The sequence below is a fragment of the Candidatus Saganbacteria bacterium genome, assembly GCA_026387835.1.
Lineage (GTDB): Bacteria > Margulisbacteria > WOR-1 > JAKLHX01 > JAKLHX01 > JAPLKZ01.
The window spans coordinates 16234-35953 of sequence record JAPLKZ010000004.1 but is presented as its reverse complement, the minus strand read 5'-3'; the positions used below and the strand labels follow the sequence as shown (position 1 = coordinate 35953).

The window sequence follows — 19720 nt, the reverse complement described above, 5'->3', positions numbered from 1 at the left end:
TATGGCACAAACAATCAAATTCAAAAAACAGCACAAAAGATATCCTGAATACAAAGATTCAGGAATTGAATGGATTGGAAAGATTCCCGGTACGTGGAAATCTGATCGACTAATACATAAACTTATTAATAACGATGGTGGGGTTTGGGGTGATGATGATCCGCTTGGACAGGGGACAATTGTATTAAGGTCCACTGAGATCGATATGGATGGGGATCTAAAAATCGATAACCCTGCAACAAGATTATTAAGCAAATTAGAAATCGAGAAAGCAAAATTGCTGGAGGGCGATCTTCTCATCGTTAAATCTAGTGGAAGTGAGTATCATATTGGTAAAACTGCTATTGTCACAAAAGAAGTTGCTAGTGATGGGTGCGTCTTTTCAAACTTTATTCAAAGGCTCAGAGTCAATAAAGAAATAAATCCAAAGTTACTCTATTACATCTTAAATAATGTATTAGGAAGAGAGCAAATAAATTATTTGGGGCTAACAAGCTCAGGACTTGTTAATATTTCCCGGGGAACCATTAATCAAGTAGTAATTCCCACGCAAGCTATAGAAATTCAATCGCACATTGTCTCATTCCTTGACCAAAAAACCGCCTTGATTGATCAAATATTAGAACAAAAACGCAAGCTAATTGAGCTCCTCAAAGAAAAGCGTGCGGCGGTGATAAATCAGGCGGTGACAAGAGGGCTTGATTCAAAAGCCAAACTTGTTGATAGCGGGATTGAGTGGATCGGGAAAGTGCCGGAGGGGTGGCGGGTGGAGAAGTTGAAGTATATTGTAAATCTCCGTAGAAGTCAGAGCCCAGATAACAACAAGAAATATCTCGCATTAGAAAACATTGAAAGTTTTACAGGTCGATATTTGGAGAGTGAAATTGAACAAGACCCAGACAGCATAACGAATGAATTTCAGCTTGGGGATGTACTTTTTAATAAATTAAGGCCATATCTGGCAAAAGCACTTCTTCCGGATTTTGATGGTATCTGTACCGGCGAACTGCTTGTCATGGAGCCACGGAGGGATAAAATTAATTCACAATATCTCTTTTGTCGAGTCCTTTCAGATGACTTCTTATCACTTGTTGACAACTCTACATATGGGGCAAAAATGCCAAGAGCCAGCTGGGATTTTATCGGGAATATTCGAATTGCATTTCCCGATACAAATATCCAAGAACAAATATCGGAACACATTAAGAATGAGCTGTCCAAAGTTGATGCTCTTGCAGATAAAATTGGCAAATCGATATCCCTGCTTCAAGAATACAAATCCTCAATCATTTCAAATGTAGTGACGGGGAAGGTGGAGGTGTAGGGGGAATGTCAAAGGAAAGACATCTGTATTCCGAAAAAGTTGATTTAATCAATAAAGCGAGAGAATCTGCTCTGGCTGCTGTTCAAATATATAACAATCCTCTAACAACATTTAAGTCGGAGTCTTTTATTGTGCTCTTCATGATTGCCTGGACATATCTTCTTCACGCGTACTATAGGAGTAAATCGATAGATTACAGATATTATGAGAAGAGAAACAAAAGGAAAAAGTTTAAAAAGAATAAAGATGGTAGTGTTAAATATTGGGATTTAACAAGTTGTCTCGATGAAGAAAACCGCCCTCTTGATGTTGACACGACTAATAATCTCAAATTTCTAATAGGGTTAAGAAATCAAATTGAGCATAGGAAAGCTAACCATTTGGATTCGTACCTATCTGCTAGATATCAGGCGTGTGCAATAAACTTTAACTATTACATCAAAAAACTATTCGGTGATAGACATGGATTGGACAATATGTTGGCATTGAGCTTGCAATTTGCTGAGCTTGATTATTCACAATCAAAAACTATTAGGGATAAAGACAATAAAATACCACAGGAGATAAAATCATATATAGCTAAATTTGATAGTACATTATCTGAAGATCAAATCATAAGCGAAAGATATGCCTATAGAATATTATTTACAAAGGTCATAGCAAAAAGAGCAGGGCAGGCTGATCGAGTAATTGAATTTCTTGATCCTAAATCACCCCTTGCCGAAAATATCAAGAGAGAATACTGGGTTAAAGAGGAAACTGAGAAAAGGAAGTACTTGCCTAAAAATATCGTTGAAGAAGCTCATAAGGCAGGATTCGATGATTTTAATATTGCAAAACACTATAGAATATGGAAACAACATAATGCAAAGGAGACATCAAAAGGATATGGTTTTCAATTACCAGACAGATGGTACTGGTACGAAAAATGGAAGGACTTTGTTCTGTCATACTTAGCAAAACAAAAGGAGATCAATAATCATGGAACTTAAAGAATTTATCAAGAAAGTGCTAGTGGATATAACTTCGGCAGTTAAGGAGGCTACAATAGAAGCACATCAAATAATCGAAATATACGGAAGTCCAGAAAATCGACATGTAGAATTTGATATTGCGGTATCAGTTGAAGAAACAACCTCAAAGTCCGGGAAGGCAGGGGTGAAAGTATTGCAGTTTGTTGAAGCAGGCGGGGACATAAATCGAGATAATAAGAATTCTACTGTTAGTAGGATTAAATTTGGTGTGTGGATTGATAATATGTCAGCAGACGAAAGAAGCAAGCTGAATACTCAATTGAAAGGTATTAATAAGCAAAATTATCATCCTTTGGATGTGGGCTAATGATAACTAATACAAAAGAACTCGGTTTCGAAGAATTTATTGAAAAACATCTTATTAGTAGCCAGTCATATTGCAAACTGAAACCAGGCGACTTTGATAAAGCGATTTGTTTTGACAAAGATACAGTCATCGGGTTTATCAAGAAAACACAGAGTAAAGAATGGAAGAAACTGCTTGATCAGCATGGGGAAGATGCGGAAAATCGGTTTTTTAAGAGGTTGGACGAGGAAATAAGGGCGCGGGGGATATTGGAAGTGCTCCGCAGCGGAATAAATGATCATGGGATTAAATTTGACCTCGCGTATTTCAAGCCGGAAACAAAGCTGAATGAAGAGACACTGCAAAAGTATAATTCCAACATCTTTAGTGTTGTCCGGCAATTGAAATATAGTGAAAAGAACGAAAATTCAATAGATATGGTGATCTTTATTAATGGATTGCCCATATTCACGATAGAACTCAAGAATCAGTTGACGGGCCAATCGGTAAAGAATGGCATAATGCAGTACAAAACAGACCGTGATCCGAGAGAAAAGCTTCTTTCATTCAAACGATGCCTGACTCATTTCGCGGTTGATACTGAGGTCGTATTTATGACAACGAAGCTCGAGGGATTAAGGACCAGATTCCTGCCATTCAATAAGGGCAATAATAATTCCGCCGGAAACCCTGTCGCGGAAGGCAAATATAAAACGCATTACTTTTGGGAAGAAGTGTTATCTCCTGATAGCATTCTTGAGCTCGTAGGCCGGTTCGTGAACATTCAAAAGGATGAGAAGGAAGACCAAAAAGGCAAAAAATATACGGAAGAGACATTAATTTTTCCAAGATATCATCAGCTGGATACGGTTAAAAGGCTTGTGGCGGATTCAAGAGAAAACGGGGCTGGCAAAAACTATCTAATCCAGCATAGTGCGGGAAGCGGAAAAAGCAATACGATCGCATGGACAGCTCACCGACTTTCCGCGCTTCACAATAGCGAAGATCAGAAAGTATTTGATTCTGTAATAGTTGTTACAGACAGAAGAGTCTTAGACAGGCAGCTGCGCAATACAATAATGCAGTTTGAACAGACAGCCGGTGTGGTAAAGCCGATAATAGAAGGTTCAAAAGAATTAAAGGAAGCACTTGAAGCCGGTGAAAAGATTATAACTACAACATTGCAAAAATTCCCTTTCATCGTTGGAGTTGTCGATGAATTGCCCGGGAAAAAGTTTGCCGTGATAATTGACGAAGCCCATTCCTCCCAAAGCGGAGAAAGCTCAAAAGGGCTGAAAATAGTGCTCAAATCTTCGGGTAAAGAAAACGAAGAAGAGACCCTGGAAGAGGCGGAAAGAGAGGATGATACAAGCAAAGAAGAAACACTTGAAGACATGATCCTCAAAGAAATGCGGGGAAGAAGATCAAAATCCAATACAATAAGCTTTTTTGCCTTTACAGCCACTCCAAAACAAAAGACACTTGAGGTTTTCGGCGATAAGAGCCCTGTTGACAATAAATTCTATCCTTTTAGTCTTTATTCGATGAAACAGGCGATCGAGGAGGGCTTTATCCTTGATGTGTTAAAAAATTACACGACATACCAGGTCTATTTCTCATTGATTAAGAAGATTGAGAACGATCCTGAATATGAAAAGAAAAAAGCTCAGCGCATGCTTCTAAATTATGTTGAGAAGCATGAGCACGCAATAAATAAGAAGGTTTCGATAATATCCGATCATTTTGCCAAAAATATTTCACATCAGATAAACGGCAACGCAAAAGCAATGATAGTAACAAGATCGAGACTGCATGCAGTGCGATTTAAAATCGCCATGGATAAATATTTGAAAGAAAAAGGATACCCCTTTAAAGCTTTGGTGGCATTTTCGGGAAAGGTGAAGGACGGTAAGCTTGAATATGCCGAACAACAGATGAACGGCGGCATCCCTGAAAAGAACACGGCTGAAGAGTTCAAAAAATCTGAATATAAATTCTTGATATGCGCGGATAAGTTCCAAACGGGCTTTGATCAACCTCTGCTTTCGGTTATGTATGTTGATAAAAAGCTTGGCGGAGTAAACGCTGTGCAAACATTAAGCCGATTAAACAGGGTATGTCCTAACAAAGATGAGGTATTTGTCCTGGATTTCGTCAACGATACTGACGATATTAAAGAATCTTTTCAGCCCTATTATGTGTCAACCGTCCTTTCGGAATCTACGGACCCCAATTTATTACACGATCTGCAAAGAGATATATTAAATTTCAGGCTATTTAGCGAAGCCGAGATTGATAACTTTGTGGAGTTGCTTTATCTAGGAAAAAGTCCGGCCCAATTAAACAGTTTCCTTGATGTTGTTGCGGAGAGATTTGCGCATTATCTGCCGGAGGAACAGGATGATATGCGCGTCAAGTTCATTGATTATATAAGAAAATACGCGTTTATCGCGCAAATAATAACCTTTGAGGATACGAGGCTTGAGAAACTTTATATCTTTCTTAGGAATCTGTATAAGAAATTGCCGGCGAGGAAGAATCCTCTTCCATGGGAAATACTTCAAAGTATTGACATGGAATCATATAAGGTCATCAAAGATAAAGAAACCAGGATATTCCTTGAAGATGAACAGGGGTTGATCAGGCCAATTGAAGGAGCAGGGCGAGGCAAATCTCAGGATGAATTGGACATGCTTTCGAGGATCATTAAGGATATTAACGATAAATTTGGGACAACTTTTAGCACAGACGATAGGGTTATATTGAACAATTTAGGGAAAAAGCTATTAGACAATGAATCATTGAGCGGATCCATACAAAACAATGCCCGTGATGTAGCAAAGATAAAGTTTGATGAAATCTTTCAACAGGAGCTGATCAATATGTTGAATCAGCATTTTGATTTCTATAAAAAGCTTGACTCTAATATTGATTTGAAGGAATATGTTAATCAGAAATTGTTCGATTATGTAAGTAAAAAGGTGACGAAGAATGCCGATTGAACTTACAAGAGGCTCCGAAAATATAAACAACTTCTTTTCAGCAGTAAGTGAGCTGAAGGAGACGAACTTAACCGCTTATATAGCATATTTTATAAAAATGTTCCCAGATCGCATTGGTAATATCTTTCTTGAAAAGAGAGAACATATAATAAAGATAAGAATTGAGCACTTCGCACAAAAGAGTGATCGCTACGATATCGTGATGGAGACCGACAGAAGAAATATCATCATTGAGGCAAAGCTCGATTTTAAACAAAGGAAAAGACAAATTGCAAGATATATTAAAAATATTGTTAAAAGTAAAAAAAGAACGACATTATATTTACTCGATTACGGTTCTTATAAATCAACGAGTTGGATTCGAGATATTAAAGAGGGCCTTCCCAAGAGAGTTGAGATAAAATATGTTACATGGAGTGACATTCATAAGGAATTCGTTAAATTGTTAAGATTCAAAAGCTCAAAAGCGATCGATGAATCAGCTTATTACATAGCAAAAGAATTTAAAAATTATATGGAGGTAAATAATATGAGCAGTAAAAAACGTAAGGAAGTATATGTGAGGGATCTACAAGGTGATTCAGTTGAATTGTTCTTTAAGTATCATATTTATAAAAGTCAAACAAAATTCTTCAAGTCGGCTCAGGGGAATATGTATTTTGCTCCATATTTAACTGGTCGTGCACCAAAGGACTTCGCAGAAAGATCAATGATAAAAATAGAGCCGGGAATAGCCTGGATAGCGCCAATATTAGATATTCAGGTATTAAGAAGAAGTGGAATAAAAGAATATTTAAAGTCTAAAGGGCACAATAAATACAAAGAAGCTGTAAAGGAAATATACAATGAAACCAGAAGCCCTGAATTGATGATCTTGTTATTAGGGGAACCATTCCAGGCATTTCTGACGCCAATATCTAAGGGGAAACTTGGAATACATGGGGCTATGGGTGCAAGAAGTTTTACATTTCAGGAGTTATATCAGGCAGCAGGAAGAGGAGGGTTGAATAGTGCCAAATGAAAATGAACGGTTAGGGGTTGCAAATGGGGGCAACCGTCCCTCCGGCAAATGATGTCATCGAGTTTAGTAAAAATATTGTATACTATTATAAGGCTTTGAAGGTTAGGAAGCGGTCTGCCAAGCCTCCTTCGGGAGTCATTGATGGGGGAAATGCGCGTCCCCCCAAAGCCAATGAGGAGAAAATTATGGATAAAGAGGAAGAGAAGATATTTGAGAAAATGGCGCAAGGTTTTATGCAGAAAGGTGCTATTACACCGATTGAATCGAACACCAAACATATTCACCTGTATTTAACGAGAGTGGACAAACAGGGATATGAACACGAATCTTTCGGGGTTAAAGTACCGTCAAATATGTTTACCAAATATTCAAAGAATACTGATTGACAGTCATTTGCGGCAGATCTATAATTTTATTTGCGCCTGAAGGTGTCGGAGCCTTGTTAAAAGGCAGACGTTCCGAACCAAGCATTTGAGCATGAGTTCGCACCAGAGGGCGTTTTTTTGTTATATGATAATCCCAAATTAAAAAACTAGCTTTCATATAATCCGGTGGCATTGTCAAACCTTGCCCTCCATTGAGCACTAATGTAAAATCAAAGAGATGAACACAACAGAAGACAGTCCGCTTAAAAAGATATATAGCAGATCTGATCAGGCCGGTAGGAAAGATCTTGCGGGTGAGCATCCGTTGAACGATCCTGTCCAGGTCGCCATGATCATTGTGTTCCTTATCGTATGGATAACAGACTCGTTCTTCCTCCACATGACAACATCCGCTGCAGCAGGCGTTCCGTTACTGCTTAGGGCCCTGTGCGGGATATTGTTGTTATGCCTGTGGCTATATCTGACAAAAAGCGCGCTGAATATTGTTTTCGTTCAGACAAGAGAGGTCCCTTCGGTAATAAGACAGGGGCCTTTTGCTTATGTGCGCCATCCAATATATTTAGGTTCGATATTGCTGTATGCGGGACTGTCAATCATCACTTTTTCTATGGCTTCCTTTTTCCTGACAGCCGTTGCGGCGGTCTGGTATAACTATGCCGCGGCCTATGAAGAAAAACTGCTGCTTAATAAATACGGCAAAGATTACTCGGAGTACATGGAACAGGTCCCAAGATGGATGCCGAGGATAGCACAGGGGAAGAAACATACTTGAAACACAGTCAGGGATGTATCCCCCCTATATAAACCCGAACTTCGCCTTCGGCTTCTGTTCTTCTTTTATTATTTTATTTATTGCCCTGAAGATATCAATAATATCCTTGTCATGACGGTCGACCGTGCGTTCTAGCTCGGCAAACTTTTGTGCGAGTTCCTTATTAAAAGAAACTATCTGTCTTATTTTCACGAACGCACGCATAATGGCGATGTTGACCATGATGGCACGTTCGCTGTTTAAAATGCCGGAAAGCATGGCTATTCCCTGTTCAGTAAATACGAATGGGTAATGTCTCCTGCCGCCATAACTTGACATCGCATTTTGCGATATCAAGTCGGGAGAAAGATCTTGCAATGATAAGTATTCGTTCTGGGTCAGCTGAAACATAAAATCCTCAGGAAACCTTTTAATATTGCGTTTCACCTGTTCATTTAAACGTCCGGTAGATACCCCGTAAAATGATGCAAGATCTGCATCAAGTATTACTTTTCTACCTCTGCTCAGAAATATCTTTCCTTCTATACTTTCGGCTGAAATTATCAGATTGTTGGATTTTTCAACACCTATATTCTTTAACCTCTGCTTAATAATTGCACTTTTAGGCATAAATACCTCCTTTTTAGCTTAAAGCTTACAGCTTATAGCTGTCTTATGAGCAATTTAACCGCCACAAATCACTGAGCGAAGCTGATGTATGGGGCCGTTCCGCACGCACTGGTTTACGGGACGGGTTGCTTTCTGGTCGGCAAATAAAGTTTGATGACTTTCACATCAGAAGTTCTTGCTGGTTAGTTCGATCGTGGTGATCAGAGTGGCAGTGCCAATGTCCAGGTTTATAAGGATCTTAACAACGCCAACGTTTTTGGCAAGCCACATATCTACGGTGACGATCCTGGCTGAAGAAGGGTTGATTGTCCTTAGCTTAAAACAATTGGTGTAGTTCGCGGCCGGGGTTGTGACATCTTCCTTATTTACAACGGTTGTTTCGATGGTCCCATCGGTATACCAACTTGCTCCGACAAAAAGAGGAAAAACGAGCATGTTTGACGGTTGGGTTTTCACATAATCCGGCGAACCATAGTCTTTAACGTCCGAGTCAGTTACTCTGACCAGGCTTTCCGAGGTTTCGATCAGTGAACCTCTGAAAGTCTCATTCTTTTGTTTCTGTACTATTTGGCTGCCAACTGTCGAGAAACCATCAAAGCCGGTGCGCAGAATAGAGACTTCGGTTGTGGCGCTGGATAGACTGCGATAGGTCCAGCTGAAGCCATCGGTATTCGGAAAATACTCCCGCCCTTCACTAGTGGTTGACACTATCTGACCGCAGCCTGTCACGATCATGGTCAGGAATAAAGCGCAGAAAATAAAAGCGGTTATTTTTTTCTTAAATAGCCAGGCCTTCATGATTTTCTTATTATATTTGTATTCCTGGTATTGCATTCAAAATATTATACGCCCGCAATATCAAGTATTTCAATATCTTGACACCATTTATGTATTACGCAATAATACAACAAGTGAACAGAAAAACTTTTTTCTTTCTCATTTTATTTATTTTTACGCTGACGTGCTCCGGTTGCGGCAATCTTTTTAACACGGGGGCCTCATCGATACCAGGACTCCAGCTGGTGTCTTCGTACGATGACGGGAAACTTTATGTGACCAATACGGCCCCGGGAGTCAACCAATTATATGTAGTGCAGCTGAAGGGGACTTTTTATGAAATGGGCATGCAGTACGGCTTCCTTACAAGGACCATGCTTGCCGAAATATACCAGAATGGGATGGATTATTTTACGGCGCACGGCGCCTCTTATGAGGCTGTGGCCGCCATGGGGCAGGTGGAATATGATGTCCAGTACGATTACATGAAAGACCTGATCAACGGCATGGCCGAGACTTCAGGCCTGGGCCTTGAAAAACAGAAGATAGTATCCGGGCTCATGGGCATGCTGTTCGGGTGTTCAGGCATCGCCGCATGGGGGGACTACACGACTGACGGAGCGCTCGTATTCGGCAGGAACTGGGATACGGCAAAGGGGCCTTTTTCAAACCTTTCAAAATACGTGACGGTCGTCGTCTACAATCCGACGGGATACAGCCACAGCGTCGTAGACATCAACTATCTCGGCTCGATAGCCCCGCAGACACTATTGAACGATGCGGGACTTTTCATCGACCTGCAGAACGGCCAGGTATCCGATCCTCATACAGATCCTTCGATGATCCCGACTTCGATGAAGCTTTTTTCTGTCATGCTGGAGCAAAGCACACTTGACGGCATCAATGCGGCTTTTGATGCCACACAGACCAATATGGGACTGATCATAAACGCCGCCGGTACAAATGATGCTTTTTCTTATGAATGGGCGACCTACGGAGGCAAGAGAAGGGGTGCAGATACACCGGGGCTTTTATCGACCTCAAATCATTTTGTCGACCCGAGGTGGACCGGGCTTCCGACAGTTGCGGCGGGACTTGCCGGAGGATACACTCTTGAGCGCAGGGCAAACCTCCTGGCACTGGGAAATGCAAATAAAGGATCGATCAATGCCCAGAAGATGATGGATATCCTTGATACGACGATTCCCTTAGGCGGCCCAACATTCCCGGATGACAGCATCTACGCGACATTTTACCAGATCGTCGCTGTCCCTTCACTAAAGCAGTTATGGGTCAAATCCAGAGGCTACAGCGGCTGGGAGAGGATCGAAGCAGGATCCTTGTTTGAAAGCCGCTGATATTGCAGCACGGATTGCGAACTACCTGAAATTCCCCGATAAAACAGCCGATACTGTCCTGAGGCGCATTATGATGTTCAGTATACCTTCACAAATACCGTTACACGGCCGAAATGACGGGCGTTTTGTGATGGATTATCTGAAGACCGTGCACAGGCAGAGGCTTGTGGACGCGGAATTTTTCCTGAGCCACGGAAGCGAGTCGCGGCAGCTGTCCTTCCCGAATATGATGAAGTTCGCGGTGTTCAGGACGCCCGTGCCGGCGGACGTGGGACTGACAATTGAATGCCTCGGCAGGGAGTTCACGGTTTCCTGCTGCGAGACGGGGAAAGCAAAGGAAGGACAAGAACTGCTACAACAAGACCTGACAAAAAGTTTCGTCCTGGAAGGGTCCGCTCCCGGTGAGAAAATAAACCTCAGGCATCTGGTGCCGGTGATAGTCGGCCGCAGCGCGTTCGTGCATGTGAGCAACAGGATCCCGCTGCCTGAAAGGTATCCCGACCTCGCATTTGCCGTCGAAAACACGGGAAATAACGAAGTGCGGGTCTTTGCGCTCGGAGCAGAGGCAATTGTCAGTAGAAATTATACGGGCCTGCACGTCCTTGATCATACGGCACGCGACGGGATAGCCTGGTACAATGCCTCGGTCATGAGAAGCCTTGTACCGATGCTGTTCGGCGGGATATTGCCGGACCCCGAAAGCCAGTTCCATTTTTGCAGGTACCCGGAGCATTCAAGATATTTCAGGCATGATAACTTGATCCCGAAAGACCCTATACTTGACAGGATATGCGAACGATGTGCGCATTACGCTTTCGGTATGCTCTTCAATGACCTCGGGAAAGTAACAGGATACCTGAGCCGATCCACCCCGCCGACGCAGCTTCTTTTCGGGGCGAACTTTGCAAAGGGAGCGCAAGGCCCGATAAGGGTACTCGATGTGGTCAATCCTGGGATATTTGAAAAACCAACGCCTTATGAAGAGATGGTGGAAAGTTCGGTGGGGGCGTATAACAGAATGTTCACGGGAGAGTGAACTATTGGTTCCGGACTTTATTATTTATTGTCGGGCCAAATTATTTGTAAGGCCCTAAAAGACGCGTACTCGGACCCGTTTTTTTTAACTTTATTTAAATAATCCATGTGCTTTTCTCCGTCTTTCTCGATGATGAGCGCCGCGCTGTTGTGTACATACCATTCTTTGTCATTAAAAAGCTTAAGTATTTCCTGTGTAAACTCACCAGTGTCCGCACCGCTGATACGCAAAGCTTCAAGCGCCCTGTATCTCAATGTCCAATCATCGCTTTCCATCATCTTTCTAAGAGCCTGAAGCTTTTCAGGAGAAGGTTTCTTTCCCGCTTCAAGCCCCTGATCTTCAACGCCTTCCTTATCGAGCTTTTCAAGAGCTTTTGCAGCTGCGTTCTTATAAACCTCATATTTGCTGTTCAGCAGCCCGCGGAGTTCAGGGATGTCTTTTTTATACCAGTAGACATTTGAAGGGAGATTGACGGAGATAGAAGGTGCATGGCTCCATGCAAAAATAAAACTTGTTTCTGAACGGAGATTCAGCTTCCCCTCATGGGCAAGCAGTCTCAATACGGCCGAATTCTTGGACATTTCGGTAAGCCTGACATCTCTCATGACCACGTTCTTTGATTGTGTAGCCCAATAACCGCCCCGTAAAAATACTTCAGCCATGGTCGATGTCAGTTTTACTGCTGAGTCCGGGTCTATATTGCTTAAACCCCTGAGCCCGGTCTTTTCTATCTGCCGGATAACTGTCCTGTACGATGACAATAACACGCTTCCCGAAAGAGCTTTATATCCGAGCGAAGCGTCGGTCTCCTCATTATTTCTCATGACAAGCATGTTCGATACTAACAGCGACAGATAATCCTTTTCGCTCATGTTCGAATCAAAAATGCTCTGTAATCCCGGTATGCTGGCAGTTATCACATCTTTGTCTTTCCATAAGGATTCATCCGCGAACTCCAATGTTGCTGCGTTTTGTTTAACGGCAGTCAATACTACTTCTTTATCCTTCCTTATCAGGTCGTCCGCATATTTCAACGCATCGCTGTTCTGCCTGATAGCCGCTAATACAACTTCTTTATCCTTCCTCAGGAGGTCATCCGCATAACACAGTGCTTCACCGTCCTGTTTAACAGCAGCCAGTACCACTTCTTTATCATTGTTTAATAATTGATATGAAGACTGCAGTGCTTTTCCATATTGTTTGACAGCTGTAATTACTACATCTTTATCCCTTTTTAAGGAGTGATCCGCGAACATCAATGCCTGCCCGTTTTCTTTGACGCATGCCAATACCACTTCCTTGTCCTTCTTCAGAGCCTCGTCCGCGAACTCAAGAACCCCGCCAAAAAATCCCGCTGCTTCCAATATGAAACCCTTGTCATTCTTAAGAGAGCTATCCGCATGATAGAATGCTGCCCATGCGTTTTGTCCAGCAGCAGCCCTTACTACTTCTTTGTCTTTCTTTAAGGACGCATCTGCGTACTCCAGCGCATGTCCGTCCTGTTTAACGGCAGCCAGCATCACTTCCTTGTCCTTCCTTAAGGCTTCGTCCGCGATTTCCAAAGCCGTCCGGCTTTCTTTGACAGCTGCCAGTATGAATGATTTGTCCTTCTTTACGGAAACATCCGCATATTTCAGTACATCCCGATTGTATTTAAAGGCCGTCAAAAGAAATTCTTTGTCCTTACTAAAGGACGCATCCGCATACTTCATTGCGGCAGCGGAACGTTTAACGGCTTCTAATATAAAATCCTTGTCTTTTTTTAAAGAAGGATCCATTTCCTTTAAAGTATCAGGATCGGCGTTGACTTTGGCCAGGATGAGCTCTTTTTTTTCATCGGAAATAAAGACATCGACTTCCAGCTGGATGTAGGTTATTTTCGGACGTCCCTGAATGAACAATACACGGCTCGGTCTGAGCGCTTTGATATCCCCGTCCAGTCTGCCGTCCGCTTTGTCCAGGGCCTGCAGTTTCAGATAAAGTTTTTGTATCGTGTCGCAGGACGAGGTCGACCCTTCGCTGAACTGTATGGATGTGCGGATCCCTTTCTTTGCGGCCTCGGACAGGTCTTCACGGGTTATGACGCCGTCCATTTTCATATCCCTTACAAAATCTATTTCTCTCAACCTTTGGTAGAAGTAATCGATGACCAGCCCGCCGACCATTGTTATCTTTTCCATGTCTTTATCCTTTATTTTGGATTTGAGGGATTAAGTATATCTGTAGCTCTGTTTTGCGCAAAAACTGACCCGGTCTTGAGGCTGTCTTTTAAATATTCGATATGCTTTCCCTTTTCTTTCCCTATGATAAGACCGGCGCTGTTGTGTACATACCATTCTTTGTCATTAAATAGCTTATATATTTCAGGCGTAAATCCGCTCGTGTTCGCACCGCTGATGCGCAATGCTTCAAGCGCCCTGTATCTCAATGTCCAATCCTTGTCTTCCATCATCTTTCTAAGAGCCTGAGCCTTTTCAGGAGAAGGTTTCTTTCCCGCTTCAAGCCCCTGATCTTCAGTGCCTTCTTTTTCTATCTTTTCAAGGGCTTTTGCCGCTGCGTTCTTATATACTTCATATTTATTATTCAACAATCCGCGCAGTTCAGGGATGTCCTTTTTGTACCAGTAAACATTTGAAGGGAGGTTAACTGGTATTGAATCGGCGTGGCTCCAGACAAAATCAAACTGTGTTTTTACAGGTATCTTCATTTTACTTTCTGAGACAAGTAATCTTAATATGACCGAATTTTTGAACATCTCTGTCAGTCTTACATCTCTCCTGACAGCATGTTTTGACTGTGTGGCCCATAAGCCATGGGAGCCGTCAATTTCAGCCATGATCGAGGTTAATTCTTTAGCAGATTCCGGATCGATATTGCCAAGGCCTTTTAGTCCTGTTATTTCTATCTGCCCGGTAATCGTACGATATGATGAAAGCAGTATATTTCCCGAAAGAGCTGATCTTTGAAGTGAATCGTCGGTTTCCTCCTGATATTCCAAAAACGTCATATTTGATACGAACGATACAATATACTTTTCTTCATTCATATTCAGGTTGAAAATATTCTTTAATCCCGGCTTATTAGCCAATAACACATCCCTGTCTTTCTGGAGTGATACGTCGGAATGCTTGATCGCAAATCTGTCCTGTCTGACAGCGGCCAGCACCACTACTTTGTCCTTTTTGAAGGCATCGTCGGCAAACGACAGGGCATGTCCGTTTTGCATAACCGCCGCGAGTACAATTTCTTTATCCTTCTTTAAATGATCATCAGCCAGCTCAAGTGCCAGTCCATATTGTTTTACGGCTGCCATCATAAAATCCTTATCCTTAAGCAATGAAGGGCCGGCATATTTGATAGCATTGTTATACTGTCCGACCGCCTGCAGTATGAGATCTTTATCTCCCTTTAAAGAATCATCCGCAAACTGCAGCGCATATCCCTCCTGTTTTACGGCAGCCAAAACCACGTCTTTGTCTTTTTTAAGTGTTATATCCGCATATTCGATTGCACATCCGTTTTGTTTAACAGCCTCTATCATGAAGTATTTATCTTTTTTTAGCGAATCATCCGCATATTTTAATGCAGTCCAGGAACTTTTGACGGCAGACAAGACTATTTCCTTGTCTCTCTTAAATAATGCATCTGCACAGTTGAGCGCACATCCGTCTGTTTTAACAGCTTCCAATACGAATCCCCTGTCTTTTTTTAATGAATCATCGGCATATCCTAATGCCTTTCCGTCTGACCTGACCGCTGCAAGCACAACTTCTTTATCCTTCTTCAAGGAGGCGTCCATTTCTTCCAGGGCATACCATTTATCCCGGACTTTGGCAATTGCAAGCTCTTTTTTTGCGGAGATATCCGAATCATCAAGATCCAACTCTATGCTGACTTTATCTTGTTGTTGAGGTGTCAATGCTACTCCCTGCCGGACCCTTAATGTGTTAAGCAGTCCGTCATTAGTGCCGTCCTCTTTATCTATTGTCTGAAGTTTCAAGTACAGCTTTTGTATGACATCATAAGAAGAAATTATGCCTTCGTTGAACTTTACTGTCGTATCTATTCCGGTCTTTGCAGACTCGGCCAATTCTTCCCTGGTTATTATCCCGTCAGCCTTCCCGTCCCTTACTGCATCGATCTTCCTCAGTCTTGAATATATATCTTCAATATTCCACAAATCTGTTAGTGTTATTTTGCTCATGTCTCTGCCCCCTTTATTTTGGATTTGTTGGGCCAAGTATATCTTTAGCCCTTTCTTGCGCAAACTCTGATCCGGTCTTGATACTGTCTTTCAAATATTCAATATGCTTTTCTTTGTTTTTCTCGATGATCAGTGCGGCGCTGTTGTGGACATACCAATCTTTGTCATTAAACAGCTTGAGTATTTCCGGTGTAAGTTCGGCTGCATCCGCACCGCTGATGCGCAGCGCTTCAAGAGCTCTGTATCTCAATGTCCAATCTTTGTCTTCCATCATCTTTCTAAGAGCTTGAGCTTTTTCAGGCGAGGGTTTGTTTCCCGCTTCAAGCTCCTGATCTTCAACGCCATCCTTAGCTATCTTTTCAAGAGCTTTTGCGGCTGCTTTCTTGTACACTTCATATTTACTGTTAAGCAGGGAGCGCAATTCAGGGATGTCTTTTTTGTACCAGTAAACATTTGAAGGGAGATTGACAGGTATAGATGGTCTGCCACTCCAATCAAACTTATATGTTGTTATTTTGGGGGTCTCCATCTTCCCCTCCTGAGAAAGAATTTTTGCTATAACCGAAATATTTGACATTTCTATCAGCCTGATATCTCTCATGACACTGTATTTTGATCTCGTCGCCCAAAGGTCATGATACCCATATATTTCAACAATTATTGAAATTAATTTATTGGCCGAGTCCGGATCAATATTGCTTAACCCTTTAAGACCGGTTTTTTCTATCTGCTGATTGATCGTCCTGTAGGATGACAGCATTCCTTTTCCTGAATGCGCTAAAGCTTTAAGAGAAGCATCGCTTTCTTCGTAAAATCCCATAAGCAGAATATTTGAAACAAATAATGATAAATAATCATTTTGGCCTGTGTTTGAATTGTAAATATCGTCTAATGAGGGCACGGTAGCCAACACCACTTCTCTGTCATATCTCAAGCTGTCATCCGCATACTGTAATGCATATTTATTTGTTTTAACAGCAACCAATACAACTTCTTTATCCTTTCTAAAACTTCTATCTGCATATTGCAAAGCCCCTCCATTTTGTTTAACAGCCGCTAATACAACTTCTTTATCCTTTCTTAAGGTTTCATCCGCATACTGAAGTTCACTTCCGGCTTTTTTAACAACTGTCAATACAAATACTTTATCCCTCTTTAAGCTTTCATCCGCATACTGCAATACACCTCCAGATTCTTTAACTGCTGCCAGGACTACTTCTTTATCCTTCTTTAAGGTTTCATCCGCATATTCTATCGCCAATCCGATTTCATCGATCGCTGCCAGTACAACTTCTTTGTCCTTTCTTAAGCTTTTATCCGCGTACTGCAATGCAAATCCATTTTGTTCAACCGCTGCCAGTACAACTTCTTTGTCCTTCTTTAAGCTTTCATCCGCATGCTGCAAATATTTTCCGTCTTGTTCAACAGCTATCAGTACTATTTTTTTATCCTTCTTTAAGGTATTATCCGCATATTCCAAAGCCGCTCCATTTTGTTTAACAGCTGCTAATACAACTTCTTTGTCGTTCCTTAAGGTTTCATCAGCATACTGCAATGCCCCCCAATATTCTTTAACAGCTGCCAGTACTATTTCCTTGTCCTTTTTGAAGGGGGCATCCATTTCCTCTAAATTTCGCCAAAATCCTTTAACCTTATCTAATGCGAGTTCTCTTTTTTTTGCAAAATCAGAAGTACCCTTATTTTTTTCGATGACCGCTGATATGACTTTTTCAAAGTCTTTGCCGCGCCTTAGTACAATATCCCCGTATATAACTGCATCTCCATTTTGTTCAACCGCTGCCAATACAACTTCTTTGTCCTTCGTTAAATAATCCGCATATACCAACGCATTCCCATTTTGTTTAACAGCTGCTAATACAACTTCTTTATCCCTTCTTAAACTTCTGTCTGCATACTGCAATGCCTCTCCATTTTGTTTAACAGCAGCTAGCACTATTTCTTTGTTTTTTCTAAAACCTTCATCAGCATACTGCAAAATCTTCCCGCTTTGTTTAACAGCAGCCAGGACTATTTCTTTGTCCTTTTTTAAACTTTCGTCCGCATATTGCAACGCCCCTCCGTTTTTATTGACAATTGCAAGTACAAATTCTTTATCCATTTTTAAGTCTGAATGCGCATGCTCTAGCGCCGATCCGTTTTGTCCGGCTGCTGCCAATACGATTTCCTTATCCTTCCATAACGTTTTATCCATATATTGCATTGCCTCACTGTTTTGCTCAAGCGCCGCCAATACAACATCCTTGTCCTTTCTTAAGCTTTCACCCGCATACTGCAATGCCATCCCGTCTTTTTCGACTGCCGCCAAAACCACCTTTTTATCTTTTCTTGCGGAGGGTTCCGTATATTGTAAATGTTGAAAACCTCTTTTAATTGCACTGATTATGGATCTTCTTTTTTTAGCAGAAACAAAATCGTCGGTCTCTAAAAGTATGCTGACATCAGCGATCTGTTCTGTAGTCAATGTGATCCCGGAGCGCGATTTTAGCTCCTCAATATTTCCGTCCAGACTGCCGTCCTTTTTATCCATGGCTTGAAGTTTCAGATAGAGTTTTTGGATCGCGTCATACGATGAGGTTTTGCCTTCGTTGAACTGTATGACTGTGTTGATATTTTTATTTGAGGCCTCACCCAGCTCTTCCCGGGTTATGATACCGTCTGCTTTTCCGTCCTTTATAGAATCTATTTCTCTCAACCTTCTGTAGATATCTTCTATAGTCCGTGTGCCTGATAGTGTTAATATTTCCATGTTATTTTCCTCCGGTTATATGTCGAACATATTTTCAGGAAATTTCATGTGATTTTCGGGGGCTGAGGGGGCTGGGATTAGCGATTACAATCAATTCCCCGAAACATCGAGCGAGCCGATAAGCAGGGAAGGGGAGCCGCAGTTGTCGGCCTGGGCGAAGAATTCGAGGTCATTGCCTATTTCTTCCACCGAGCGGAGGAGTTCTATAAGATTGCCTGAAATAGTTATTCCTCTTACAGGATAAGTCGTTTTTCCGTTCTCTATCATGAGTCCCGCAGCACCGAGGGAAAAATCGCCTGACACCGGGTTTATCGTGTGAAGCGCCATTAAGCGCATTATAAGAATGCCTTTGGTTATTTTTGATATTATCTTCTCCCGTGAACTCGTGCCAGGCTCGACAAACATATTATTGGGGCCTATAACAGGAGGATATTTGAAACTGGCCCTTTTTCCGTTCCCTGTGCTTTTTGTTTTGTCCTTTGATGCGGTGTAAACGTTATACAAAAAGCTGTTCAGTACACCGTCTTCGACGATAATATTTCGCCGTTTTGGAACTCCTTCATCATCAAAAGGAGAAGTGCCGGTCCTGTCAGCTAATGTCCCGTCGTCTGTTATGGAAACTGTTGCTGAAGCTATCTGTTTGCCTGTCTTTCCCGCGAACAGGGACTTTCCTTTCTGCGTTGCATCTGCGGATATCATCCCTGAGATGACCTCAAGCATCTCCGCTGCCGTCTCATTATCGAGGACGACAGGAAGTTTCCCTGACTTGATCGTCCTGCCGTCTAAAAGCGCCATTGCTTTGGCAGCCGCTTTTTCGCCTGTCTGAACAGGATCAAGGCCCTTCCATTTCTTTTTAAAGTTGTAATAATATCCTTCTTCTTCACCTTCTCCGGACGAGCTGATTACCTGCGCGAATCCGCCGCAATAGTTAGAAGTATATGAACAATCGATACCCTTGGTATTTCTTATATGCACCTCGCTCTCGGATTCACAGTAGCCGGTATTCTCCGTCTTTTTTATTCTCGGGTCAAGGTTGTAAGCCGCTTTTTCTATCGCTTTTGTCAGTTCGATCTTAGTTTCGACGGGTACTGAAGCTATTTGGGGGTCAAATATATTCATTTCAGTATACGGTGAAGGTCCTGGG

The 19720-nt window shown here is 42.0% G+C and carries 15 protein-coding genes; 9 read left to right on the top strand and 6 right to left on the bottom strand.

Translation table 11 applies throughout. The annotated features are described in order from the left end of the window. The first annotated feature begins 1 nt into the window (after position 1). The 7 genes from NTZ10_00405 (at position 2) to NTZ10_00375 (ending at position 7825) form a co-directional block, all read left to right on the top strand. Complete coding sequence (locus NTZ10_00405) at positions 2-1324, top strand: restriction endonuclease subunit S (protein ID MCX5748696.1); 1323 nt, start codon at positions 2-4, stop codon at positions 1322-1324. 5 nt (positions 1325-1329) lie between these two features. Then, the gene (locus tag NTZ10_00400) at positions 1330-2316 is read left to right on the top strand and encodes a DUF3644 domain-containing protein (GenBank protein MCX5748695.1); all 987 of its coding nucleotides are present in this window, start codon (positions 1330-1332) and stop codon (positions 2314-2316) included. Further along, complete coding sequence (locus NTZ10_00395) at positions 2306-2665, top strand: hypothetical protein (protein ID MCX5748694.1); 360 nt, start codon at positions 2306-2308, stop codon at positions 2663-2665. The genes NTZ10_00400 and NTZ10_00395 overlap by 11 nt, the downstream gene beginning before the upstream one ends. Next, positions 2665-5646, top strand: coding sequence for a type I restriction endonuclease (locus tag NTZ10_00390; GenBank protein MCX5748693.1), 2982 nt, complete (start codon positions 2665-2667; stop codon positions 5644-5646). Before NTZ10_00395 ends, NTZ10_00390 begins: the two co-directional genes overlap by 1 nt. After that, entirely contained in the window at positions 5636-6667 is a 1032-nt protein-coding gene (locus tag NTZ10_00385) for a hypothetical protein (GenBank protein ID MCX5748692.1), read from the top strand. Before NTZ10_00390 ends, NTZ10_00385 begins: the two co-directional genes overlap by 11 nt. Positions 6668-6690: 23 nt before the next feature. Then, a complete protein-coding gene (locus NTZ10_00380; GenBank protein ID MCX5748691.1) occupies positions 6691-7053 on the top strand; it encodes a hypothetical protein in 363 nt (120 codons plus the stop codon). A gap of 217 nt (positions 7054-7270) precedes the next feature. After that, complete coding sequence (locus NTZ10_00375) at positions 7271-7825, top strand: isoprenylcysteine carboxylmethyltransferase family protein (GenBank protein MCX5748690.1); 555 nt, start codon at positions 7271-7273, stop codon at positions 7823-7825. Positions 7826-7849: 24 nt separating this feature from the next. Here the strand turns inward: NTZ10_00375 and NTZ10_00370 are convergent, their stop codons facing one another. Together NTZ10_00370 and NTZ10_00365 are read right to left on the bottom strand one after the other, a co-directional pair. Then, positions 7850-8434 carry an ORF6N domain-containing protein gene (locus tag NTZ10_00370; GenBank protein MCX5748689.1) on the bottom strand — a complete coding sequence of 195 codons (585 nt, stop codon included), beginning with the start codon at positions 8432-8434 and terminating at the stop codon, positions 7850-7852. Positions 8435-8599: 165 nt separating this feature from the next. Next, positions 8600-9232: a hypothetical protein gene (locus tag NTZ10_00365; GenBank protein ID MCX5748688.1), complete on the bottom strand. Its 633-nt coding sequence runs from the start codon at positions 9230-9232 to the stop codon at positions 8600-8602. 113 nt (positions 9233-9345) lie between these two features. Here NTZ10_00365 and NTZ10_00360 point away from each other — a divergent pair, with 113 nt between their 5' ends. Then, on the top strand, positions 9346-10569 hold the full coding sequence (locus NTZ10_00360) for a C45 family autoproteolytic acyltransferase/hydrolase (protein ID MCX5748687.1): 1224 nt from the start codon (positions 9346-9348) through the stop codon (positions 10567-10569). Then, entirely contained in the window at positions 10556-11605 is a 1050-nt protein-coding gene (locus tag NTZ10_00355; GenBank protein ID MCX5748686.1) for a hypothetical protein, read from the top strand. The genes NTZ10_00360 and NTZ10_00355 overlap by 14 nt, the downstream gene beginning before the upstream one ends. Positions 11606-11625: 20 nt before the next feature. Here NTZ10_00355 and NTZ10_00350 read toward each other — a convergent pair whose 3' ends face one another. The 4 genes from NTZ10_00350 to NTZ10_00335 form a co-directional block, all read right to left on the bottom strand. After that, positions 11626-13785 carry a DUF4116 domain-containing protein gene (locus NTZ10_00350; GenBank protein MCX5748685.1) on the bottom strand — a complete coding sequence of 720 codons (2160 nt, stop codon included), beginning with the start codon at positions 13783-13785 and terminating at the stop codon, positions 11626-11628. Between the two features lie 11 nt (positions 13786-13796). Next, on the bottom strand, positions 13797-15809 hold the full coding sequence (locus NTZ10_00345) for a DUF4116 domain-containing protein (GenBank protein MCX5748684.1): 2013 nt from the start codon (positions 15807-15809) through the stop codon (positions 13797-13799). A gap of 13 nt (positions 15810-15822) precedes the next feature. Next, complete coding sequence (locus NTZ10_00340) at positions 15823-18576, bottom strand: DUF4116 domain-containing protein (GenBank protein MCX5748683.1); 2754 nt, start codon at positions 18574-18576, stop codon at positions 15823-15825. 90 nt (positions 18577-18666) lie between these two features. Then, a partial coding sequence (locus NTZ10_00335; protein MCX5748682.1) for a metallopeptidase TldD-related protein occupies positions 18667-19720 on the bottom strand: 1054 nt, incomplete at its 5' end.

Coding starts and splice junctions, on each gene's coding strand:
- NTZ10_00350 (MCX5748685.1), bottom strand. CDS start 13,785: ATGGAAAAGATAACAATGGTCGGCGGGCTGGTCATCGATTACTTCTAC.
- NTZ10_00375 (MCX5748690.1), top strand. CDS start 7,271: ATGAACACAACAGAAGACAGTCCGCTTAAAAAGATATATAGCAGATCT.
- NTZ10_00390 (MCX5748693.1), top strand. CDS start 2,665: ATGATAACTAATACAAAAGAACTCGGTTTCGAAGAATTTATTGAAAAA.
- NTZ10_00385 (MCX5748692.1), top strand. CDS start 5,636: ATGCCGATTGAACTTACAAGAGGCTCCGAAAATATAAACAACTTCTTT.
- NTZ10_00400 (MCX5748695.1), top strand. CDS start 1,330: ATGTCAAAGGAAAGACATCTGTATTCCGAAAAAGTTGATTTAATCAAT.
- NTZ10_00345 (MCX5748684.1), bottom strand. CDS start 15,809: ATGAGCAAAATAACACTAACAGATTTGTGGAATATTGAAGATATATAT.
- NTZ10_00365 (MCX5748688.1), bottom strand. CDS start 9,232: ATGAAGGCCTGGCTATTTAAGAAAAAAATAACCGCTTTTATTTTCTGC.
- NTZ10_00395 (MCX5748694.1), top strand. CDS start 2,306: ATGGAACTTAAAGAATTTATCAAGAAAGTGCTAGTGGATATAACTTCG.
- NTZ10_00405 (MCX5748696.1), top strand. CDS start 2: ATGGCACAAACAATCAAATTCAAAAAACAGCACAAAAGATATCCTGAA.
- NTZ10_00370 (MCX5748689.1), bottom strand. CDS start 8,434: ATGCCTAAAAGTGCAATTATTAAGCAGAGGTTAAAGAATATAGGTGTT.
- NTZ10_00340 (MCX5748683.1), bottom strand. CDS start 18,576: ATGGAAATATTAACACTATCAGGCACACGGACTATAGAAGATATCTAC.
- NTZ10_00380 (MCX5748691.1), top strand. CDS start 6,691: ATGGGGGCAACCGTCCCTCCGGCAAATGATGTCATCGAGTTTAGTAAA.